Genomic DNA, 8666 nt, shown 5'->3' with positions numbered 1-8666 from the left:
GTAATCCGTAATCCGTAATCCGTAATCCGTAATCCGTAATCCGTTAACCCTATACCCAGTAACCTTCCGCTCTTAAGCTCTTCCTAGGACCCTAGGACCCTAGGACCCTAGGACCCTAGGACCCTAGGACCCTAGGCCCTCAGCTCTTCGCTCTTCCTAGGATCTAGGACCTGCTCTTCCTCGTCCCTTCGCACTTCGTGCGATTACCTATTCGTAAACTCCGAATTCGGATAACGCGCATCCGTCATGCTGTATAGACTGTACTTCCTACCCAGCATCTGACCACCATCTCGTGAAAGTGGTGTCCATCCAATCAGTGCACGGCTGGCACTTGGTTTGACGGTAAAGATGTCGAAAGGAATCGAGATATAGAAGCCTTTGTTAAAGCTACCTTCACCAAACTCTTCCGCTGACAGGTTGGTTTTCGCCATATAGGCGCCCGCTATCACACCGCTATCAAATTGCTTGGAAACATCCAGCGTCACACCTTTATCTTCCGCCAGATACTGACCGACACTAGCCTTAATCAGCAAATCATCAAACCAGCTCCACTCGGGGCGGTAATAAGTGGTGAAGTGGCCGGTTGGTGTGCCTGTTTGTACGCGGTAGTAACGACCAGTAATTGGGTCGAAATGCACTTCTTCGGTGAATATGCCGAACTCAGAACTCGGGTCGCGCTGAGCCACATAGTTCATGTCCAAGCCGAATGCCCAGTTGCTGTTAAGAGGGCGATACAAAACTTCACCGCCCACACCCGCAAACATGGTTTCCAGGTAACCGCCATATGCCTGAACGTAGAAACTGTCGCCGAATTTATCGAAAGCCGTTAACTGAAGATTACTCACACGAACAGTGTTATCAGAAATGTACTGACGAACCAGCGTACGAACGCGTTTCAAATCTGTACCATCAGGCGGTACGTCATATTTGAACTTGTCGTAGTTGTCGTAAAGGTTAACGTAAACCCCACCACCAAATTCGATATTGTCGGTCAGCCAATAGCTCGCGCCGGCAGTTACGCCAATATTGAACATGTAGAAATCTTCCGAACCGCCGATCGATTGCTGAAGACTTGGGTTAACACTGACCGACCAAGGTTTACTGGTGTCAGTTTGCAACATGCCACGTGCAGATTCTGGATTAACGCGCGTCGTCGTTTCCGTAACGTTTGCGCCCACATATTCCTGATTAGCCACTTTGCGGTACGCCGCCGCATCAATGTCAGTCTGAATGGTGGTTTGGTTGGCTTGTTGCTCTACCAAGTGATACGTAGAGGCTTTCGAGCCGGTATTGGTCAGAATCATCGCCGCTTTTTCATGGGCGAAATCGCGGTTGCGGTATTTAGATTGGCTACCCACTACCGTGATGCTTTCGTCATCCGCATACACTTTGGTGTTGCCATAACCCGCAATGGTTTCCAGATCAGCCGCGACGCGATCCCAATCAATGTCTTCAACTGATTTGCCCTGCGCACCATTGTATGCAGGCGTTGGGGTATCTATCCAGTTTTGTGCCAAGGTATTGAAGTTGGTTTTTAAGGTGAAACCCACCGTCCAGGTATTCCCGCGTTCATAACTGGCGCGAATATCTCCCCAGTTACCGAAACGGTAAACCGCGCCCACGTTAAACGGCGAGTCTTGCGTGGCATTTGGCGCAAAATCAGATTTGTAGTCATTCGCGTCATATTCCAGCTTCAGGCTCAGCGGTTCCCAAGGAGTTTGATATTCCACGCCGCCAAACACAGACATACAACCGGTAAACCAGCGGGCATAGTCAAAACTACCGCCTTTACCTTTGAAAGAGGTATCACGACCGCAATCATCGCCGAGGGACGTGTCACCTTTCAGGTTGGCGCGGTTACCGATATAACCCCAGCCAATGCCCGCCGTAAAATCAAATGGCCCCACATGTTTGCTGGCAGCAATATACTCACCATCAAACAAGCCTGTACCACCAAGGTCACGGATACCAATCGAGGTTTCCGGCAGCCAATAACTTTCTTCCCAAAGGCGAACTTTCACGTCAATGCCTTTGTCGGTGTAGTAGGTTTCACCACTAAAGCCGTCATCATTACTGTAGAGTCGGTCAGGCACTTGGGTGTAACGAATGGTCGCTTCAAGCCAAGGCATCAACTGCAATGAACTGTGGTAATGACGGTAATCGTCATTCATGGTCACGCCCAGTGAAAATTCACCTTCCGGGGCCACACGTCCTGTGGGCATTTGCATTAAGCCAACGCCGCCAAAGTCACTTTGGGTTGGCGTAAACGGCGTGAAATCCAAATCGTTTGCGGTCGCAGGCAGTGCATGCATCAGTGCCAGAGAAAGAGTGGATAACTTAAATAAGGTACAACGCATGACTACATAACCCGATGTTGAAGAAGACGCGGAATATCGCGGTTAAGAGAAGAGAGCTCAGAGGGTAAACCTTGGAAAGGCACAAAAATCACAGCGCCTGGTGCCACATTCTTCGGCACTTCGTTCCAATAGGCCACTGGGTGGGTTTCAAGCTCGCCATTTGGCTGAACGACAGAAACTTCACTGATCCCAAAGGTATTCAAGGTTTCAGCAGTTTCGAGATAATCATCCGCGATATAAACAGGCGAAAAATCAGCGTCAGTGGTTTGCGTCACTGCACCAGTTACCCAAACGTTATTTGGTCGGGCAGGGAGTAACAGCACGAGATCGCCACGAACCAAAGGGTTCACTTTGCTACCCGCGAGATAAAAATCTTCATCCAGCGTCACTGAAATTCGGGAAGCAAATGTTGATGAGGCGAGAAACTCGGAAAGCGCTGAAACAGCACCAAGTTTTTCTGCATCGTCCTGCCAGCGCTCTTTGAGCGAACCCAATTGATTTTCAACACGGGCTTTTAGCGTGCTGATATCAGCAGAGTTAGCAGCGTCAAACAACCCTGCGCCTTGCCAGAAAATGGTGTCGGTATTGTGGGCAAGAATATTATTCGCGTTCGCTCTAACCACAGTCGCGCCTTGTGACACAACTTGTGAAACGCGGGGTGCACCATCAAACGTAACTTGATAAACACGTTTGTCATCTGCCGCGGTTTTTACCGTTAGTACGGTTTGTTCTGCAGTGTGAGCAATGGTAGGCACAGCAAGCAGCGTCAATACAAAGCACGAACGGATTAAAGAAAAATAAGCTTTCATCTTATTACTTGCCTCCCGCAAAAGGTTTCAGCAACGTAAGCTCAATGCTAGGCATGTCAGGAGCAGGGGTTTGAATGCTGGCAACCACCTTGCCGGAATCAGGCTTTAACCAGAATTCGTTTTCAAAGGCGATATCAAGCTGAGGGGCGCGCACATACTCGATAAAGTGCAGCGTCGAAACGGGCTTTTCATTAATCAGCAGGGTTTGCTCGCCTTGAAGCTGAAAACGAGATTCCAGTGTGTAGCCCACATGGTTACCCGGTTGCCAATCCACTTTTCGTTTCCACACCTGGGGGGTGGCACTTTTCAGTAAACCCAAAGCCAAAGGATCGGCCTGGTGTGAATAGCTGGCCGAAAGGTTACCACCGTGAAGATTCACCGTTTTTACAATGCGGCCGTATTCGGTCACTAGCATTTCGTTGTTTGCAGAAAGCCATTTCAACTGAAAGCTCTGGGTAGGTTCGGCAAGGTTTGACATGCTTGGGTTGGCATAACCCAACACCATAAATGCCTGCCCACTTTTTTCCGTTTTGGCATACAGGCTGGCATAAGGAAGGTCATTGACCTTGTCTGCCGAAATCACCACATCGTCATGTCCAAACAATGCGAGCGACATCGTGTCTTGCACATCCTGAAATCTTTGACTGCAGCCAGAAAGGGCAAAGGCTGCACCTATTAGCGCAAAGGCTTTTACGCCGTAATTACAATTTTTCATAGTACTACAACTGAGTCGCCAACAAGCCCTAACGAGCGGTGTGGCGTAAATTCTAAGGGTATAAATATGAAGAAAACCGAACAGCTTGCACTGTTCGGTTTTTTTTACGCAACTTACTGATTAACCTTGAGTGGTAACAGAAGTTGAAGTGGTAGTCGCAGTGTCGTTGTCAGAAGCGTCAACCGCCACAACAACCGCTGCCGCTACCGCAACACCAACAGCAACAGTTGTTGCAGTTACACCACCAACAGCAGCAGTTGATGCAGTTGCACCGCCAGCTGAACCGCCAGTAGAAGCTGCTCCTTCAGCAGCCATTGCTGGTGCTGCCATCATCATTGCTGCCAGAGCTGCAATTGCTGATTTTTTCATGAAAAACTCCATATCTTTTGTGAATCACCTGTTTCTAAAGTCAGACAGGCTCCTAAAATGCTAAACAGTATTGGGAATTAAGTAAACATATAATAAATGTCAATCGCCAATTCCTTGGGCAACAAAGCTTTTTATTGCTCATTAAAGAGACTTGATGCTTACTATTGAGTCTATAGCTTCAAAAAAGTACACTCTGCGCTAATTTATTTGGCAGTGTCGGTGTCGCCATGAAGCTCTCAGCTTTTGCTCTAATCCTTATTTCTTCTCTTCTAGTAACGGGTTGTTCTAGCCCTCGTTCATCCATACAAGCGAATGGCGTCATTGTTTGGAGCAATGGTATTGAAGAAAAAGTCCGTGTTTCCCCTTCTAACGAGCATTTCGTCTTTCTACATAATGGTTTTACTTCATCGCAAGTGGTTGTTTACAGTCGAATAATCGGCGCAAGTACGCCGGAGTGTGAATATTACGTGAATGAACCCAAGCCAGAAGTGCGCTTAACCATTTGCCGCGAAGGTGAGGTTGAATTACTAGAAAGTGGCGTCGTGATGAACGTGGGACAGTTAACGGTTTATGCCGTTCACCGATGATGAATATGTAAATAAATGTGTCATCTATAACTTGATTCGTGTTATTTGCGTCGCAAATTGAAGCATGGTTGAGACGATTGAAAATAATCATTGCTCAAAAAAACATCAGCTTATTGCCGGATGATTAAATTCGAGACAGTTAAATAAAAAATAACTGTTTCCTAATTAATATGAGTGTTGTGTTGGTGATACACTCCTGCCTTGATTTTTGAGTGCTGGACAAAATTTAATCGATCTTTGCATGGCATTCTGCCTAGAAAGGTAAACACCTGTTGGGGCGGTATAGAGCTGCTTCATCAATAAACCACGAAAAGAAAAACAAATTGATAGTTATCGCGTGTATTGGGGCCGACACCCAAGGGCGGTAGCGTGTCTGCAGGCATCGAATGAATGCCTGTTATCTGACGATGCGAAACTTAGTTCGCGTCAATAATATTATTCACTTAAGTCTTGCCAAGGTTTGAATTCGCGTCGCCGTGTTTGGCTGCGGAATCAAACCTTCTGTAACACGCCACGTTTGAGGAAAGTATGGTAAAGCGAATGACGAACCCTGTTGCAGTGGCCTCTTTGCTGGTTGCAACCCTGACAGCCCCCCAAGCTGCGGCTGATTTTTATGCCGGTGCCATGGCTGGCTACAGCAATGTGGAACATACCTCGGCATCAAACAACACCTTGTCCGAGGCTAGCCCAATCTTGCTGCAAGCACAGGCGGGTTACTTCTTTAACGATTACCTGGCAGTAGAAGGTCGTTTTGGCACCTCACTAAAACGCACAGACGGTATTGCAGTAAATAGCCTGGCTTCAGGTTATGTAAAAGGAAACATTCCGGTCACCAACCAAATCGCGATGTATGCATTGGCAGGTTATGTGGCAGCAGACATTGACCACCATGGAACAGGTTCAGTCTCTGATAGCGGTTTCAGCTTTGGTTTGGGGGCGCACTATGCACTGAGCAGTGAAACCGCCGTGACACTGGAGTTTGTGAACGCCCCTATAAGTGACAACTTGGGTGTGAGTGCACTTAACCTAGGCTTCCAATACCGCTTCTAAACCTTCTTTAGAAATCCTACATTGATGTAACGAGCTTTATTCATGACTTTTCGACTCAATAAACTGGCCTGCATAGGCGCAGTCTTGGTTTCATCTTTGCTGCCATTCGCGGTAGCCGCACAAGCGCCGACAGCTGCGCAACTGGAAATGTTCAAAAGCCTGCCGGCTGATCAACAGCAAGCGCTGGCAAAACAATACGGCATCAGCCTTCCAACGGGCGGTCAGGCAGCGCAAACCTTTGAAACCACCGATGTGGTCGCCCCTCGTCCTGTTGCTGACCAAAAAACACAATCCAAACAAAAGAGCGCAGTACAGAGTGAAACTCAACTGGAAAGGTTTGGTCTTTCCCTGTTTGCAGGTTCACCAACCACGTTTGCGCCAATGAGCGATGTGCCAGTGCCTTCTGACTACCAAGTCGGCCCGGGCGATGAAATTGTTATTCAACTGTTTGGTAAGGAAAACAATACCCACCGTCTGCGTGTAAACCGTGAAGGGGTGGTGAACTTCCCGTCGCTAGGCCCAGTGCAAGTGGCAGGCATGAGCTTTACCGAAGTGCGAGAGTCGCTAACCAAACGTGTTAACGAACAAATGATTGGTGTGCGCAGCGACATTTCCATGGGTGAAATGCGCAGCATGCAAATCTTCGTGATGGGTGATGCCTACAAGCCAGGTGCTTATTCCGTCAGCGCCCTGACCACCATTTCTCAGGCCATTTACTACAGCGGCGGCTTTAGTGAATCCGGTGCGCTACGTAATGTGCAGCTGAAACGTAACGGCAAACTTATCCGCACGCTGGATATGTACGATTTGCTGCTTAAAGGCGATTCTCGTAACGATGTACGCCTGCAACCGGGTGACACCGTATTTATTGGCCCGGTTGAAAACACCGTAACCATTAATGGTGAAATCAACCGCCCAGCAGTTTATGAAGTGAAGCGCGGCGAAACGTACGCCGACATGCTGCAAATGGCAGGTGGCCTAACTGCAAATGCACTGGGTGAGTTTGTAGTAGTGAAGCGTCCAGCTGCTGAAGGCATGCGTGATGTACTGACACTGGACTTAACTGATCGCTCTGGTCTTTCCGTTCAAATCAAAAATGGCGATAACATCGAAATCGCCAAGCGCAGCAACGAGCTGAAGCACTTTGTGCAACTGGAAGGTGATGTACTTCAGCCAGGCTACACCCAATGGAAGAAAAACATGCGCATCAGCGACCTGTTTACTTCGATTGATTCAGCCTTTAATTCAACGGCCGATTTGAACTACGCGCTGGTGGTACGTGAAATCAACCCACAGCGTGATATCCGCGTACTTCAGTTCAGCTTGGCGAATGCCATTCTAAACCCGGCAAGTAAAGACAACATCAAGCTGCAATCACGCGATCGTGTATTGGTGTTTAACCGCTTTGACGGCAAACAGCTAAACGCTTTGAACGAAAAGCAGGAAACTGCAAAAACACTGGAACAAGCACAAGCACAAGCAGCAACTGAACAAAGTGAAGAACAAAAAGCGCTGGAAGGCAACGAACAACTTTCTACCCAACAGGCAAAACTGATTTACCAAGGTAAAGAAGTGACGTCTGAGCAGATTGAAAACATCAAACGTTCAACCCGTAACACGCTGTTAGCACCAGTGCTACTTCAACTGCAACAACAATCAGTTTACGGTTCACCAGCACTGATTGCAGAAGTGGTGGGTGAAGTCAAAAACCCAGGCCGCTACCCAATCACCGACAAAAACACCGTCAAAGACTTGGTGGCAGCAGCAGGTGGCCTGACAGCCGAAGCCTATGTGCTTAACGCAGAACTGGCACGCACTATAGTAAACAGCGAAAGCCAGCGCGCAAGTGTGCAGATTTCACAGCTGAACTTAGGCAATGCCATTTTAGGTGACGTGAACGAAAACCTGACCATTGCACCGCGTGATCGCCTGAACGTACTGGAACAGCCGGGCGTGAAAGAGCAAAACACCGTGGTACTAAAAGGTGAAGTGCGCTTCCCAGGTACCTACGCGGTAAGTAAAGGCGACACGCTGCAGGACATTATTCAGCGTGCTGGTGGCTTAACGGAATTTGCCAACCCGCAAGGGGCCATCTTCACCCGCGAAGCGCTGCGCCTTCAAGAGGAAAAGCTTCTGGAAGATTACGCCGCGGAAATTCGCAAAGAAACCGCGAAAAAGACCTTCCATAAAGACAGCAACATGAGCTCGATGATCACCAACCCAGACAAAACCCTGGCGTTTGTAGAAGAGGCGAGCAAAAGCAAAGCTCTTGGCCGCATGGTCGTTCAGCTTGATGAAGTGATTGAAGGTAACCGCGCAGCAGACTTTATGTTGGAAGACGGTGACTTCCTGTTTGTACCAACCTACCGCAACACAGTCTCTGTGATGGGCGAAGTACAAGTAGCAATCACTTACCTGCGTGACAACAAACTGGATGTTGACGATTACATCAACAAAGCCGGCGGCATGAAAAAACAAGCTGATGAAGACCGCATCTTCGTAGTACGCGCAGACGGCTCAGTCTTCAAACCAAACAGCGGCTACTGGTTCGGTAATAAAGGCGAAGAGCTAAAAGCAGGCGACACCATCATCGTCCCACTTGATACCGACTACCGCGACGCACTCAGCGTATGGACTGCCGCAACGCAGATCCTTTACCAGACGGGTGTTGCAGTTAACGCGCTTAAGTAAGAGCGAGGGCCTAGGTGAAGAGCAAGGATCCTAGGTCCTAGGAAAAAGATAGAGCCTAGATCCTAGGGAAAGAAAGGTCCTAGGAAAG

General features: G+C 48.4%; 7 protein-coding genes. 3 read left to right on the top strand and 4 right to left on the bottom strand.

Annotation, left to right across the window (positions count from 1 at the left end):
- Positions 1-203 precede the first annotated feature (203 nt).
- The 4 genes from D515_RS02085 to D515_RS02070 form a co-directional block, all read right to left on the bottom strand.
- Entirely contained in the window at positions 204-2357 is a 2154-nt protein-coding gene (locus D515_RS02085; protein ID WP_002535597.1) for a YjbH domain-containing protein, read from the bottom strand.
- A 2-nt stretch (positions 2358-2359) separates the two neighbouring features.
- On the bottom strand, positions 2360-3166 hold the full coding sequence (locus D515_RS02080) for a capsule biosynthesis GfcC family protein (protein ID WP_002535596.1): 807 nt from the start codon (positions 3164-3166) through the stop codon (positions 2360-2362).
- A 4-nt stretch (positions 3167-3170) separates the two neighbouring features.
- A complete protein-coding gene (locus D515_RS02075) occupies positions 3171-3881 on the bottom strand; it encodes a YjbF family lipoprotein (RefSeq protein ID WP_002535595.1) in 711 nt (236 codons plus the stop codon).
- Between the two features lie 120 nt (positions 3882-4001).
- On the bottom strand, positions 4002-4250 hold the full coding sequence (locus tag D515_RS02070) for a hypothetical protein (RefSeq protein ID WP_002535594.1): 249 nt from the start codon (positions 4248-4250) through the stop codon (positions 4002-4004).
- Positions 4251-4477: 227 nt separating this feature from the next.
- On the opposite strand from D515_RS02070, the gene D515_RS25125 reads away from it, so the two are divergent.
- The 3 genes from D515_RS25125 to D515_RS02060 all read left to right on the top strand — a co-directional run bounded on the left by D515_RS25125 (position 4478) and on the right by D515_RS02060 (position 8578).
- A complete protein-coding gene (locus tag D515_RS25125) occupies positions 4478-4837 on the top strand; it encodes a hypothetical protein (RefSeq protein ID WP_083939817.1) in 360 nt (119 codons plus the stop codon).
- Between the two features lie 540 nt (positions 4838-5377).
- Complete coding sequence (locus D515_RS02065) at positions 5378-5887, top strand: porin family protein (RefSeq protein ID WP_239643920.1); 510 nt, start codon at positions 5378-5380, stop codon at positions 5885-5887.
- Between the two features lie 42 nt (positions 5888-5929).
- Positions 5930-8578 carry an SLBB domain-containing protein gene (locus D515_RS02060; RefSeq protein WP_002535591.1) on the top strand — a complete coding sequence of 883 codons (2649 nt, stop codon included), beginning with the start codon at positions 5930-5932 and terminating at the stop codon, positions 8576-8578.
- Positions 8579-8666: the final 88 nt, after the last annotated feature.

It is taken from the genome of Grimontia indica (genome assembly GCF_000333895.2).
Classification (GTDB): Bacteria; Pseudomonadota; Gammaproteobacteria; order Enterobacterales; family Vibrionaceae; genus Enterovibrio; species Enterovibrio indicus.
Note: the sequence above shows the minus strand (reverse complement) of the source record. Positions and strands in the feature narration are given on the sequence as shown.

What these genes read in the sequence shown, in the direction of transcription:
- D515_RS02085 (WP_002535597.1), bottom strand. Translation starts at nt 2,357, where the DNA reads ATGCGTTGTACCTTATTTAAGTTATCCACTCTTTCTCTGGCACTGATG.
- D515_RS02080 (WP_002535596.1), bottom strand. Translation starts at nt 3,166, where the DNA reads ATGAAAGCTTATTTTTCTTTAATCCGTTCGTGCTTTGTATTGACGCTG.
- D515_RS25125 (WP_083939817.1), top strand. Translation starts at nt 4,478, where the DNA reads ATGAAGCTCTCAGCTTTTGCTCTAATCCTTATTTCTTCTCTTCTAGTA.
- D515_RS02060 (WP_002535591.1), top strand. Translation starts at nt 5,930, where the DNA reads ATGACTTTTCGACTCAATAAACTGGCCTGCATAGGCGCAGTCTTGGTT.
- D515_RS02065 (WP_239643920.1), top strand. Translation starts at nt 5,378, where the DNA reads ATGACGAACCCTGTTGCAGTGGCCTCTTTGCTGGTTGCAACCCTGACA.
- D515_RS02075 (WP_002535595.1), bottom strand. Translation starts at nt 3,881, where the DNA reads ATGAAAAATTGTAATTACGGCGTAAAAGCCTTTGCGCTAATAGGTGCA.
- D515_RS02070 (WP_002535594.1), bottom strand. Translation starts at nt 4,250, where the DNA reads ATGAAAAAATCAGCAATTGCAGCTCTGGCAGCAATGATGATGGCAGCA.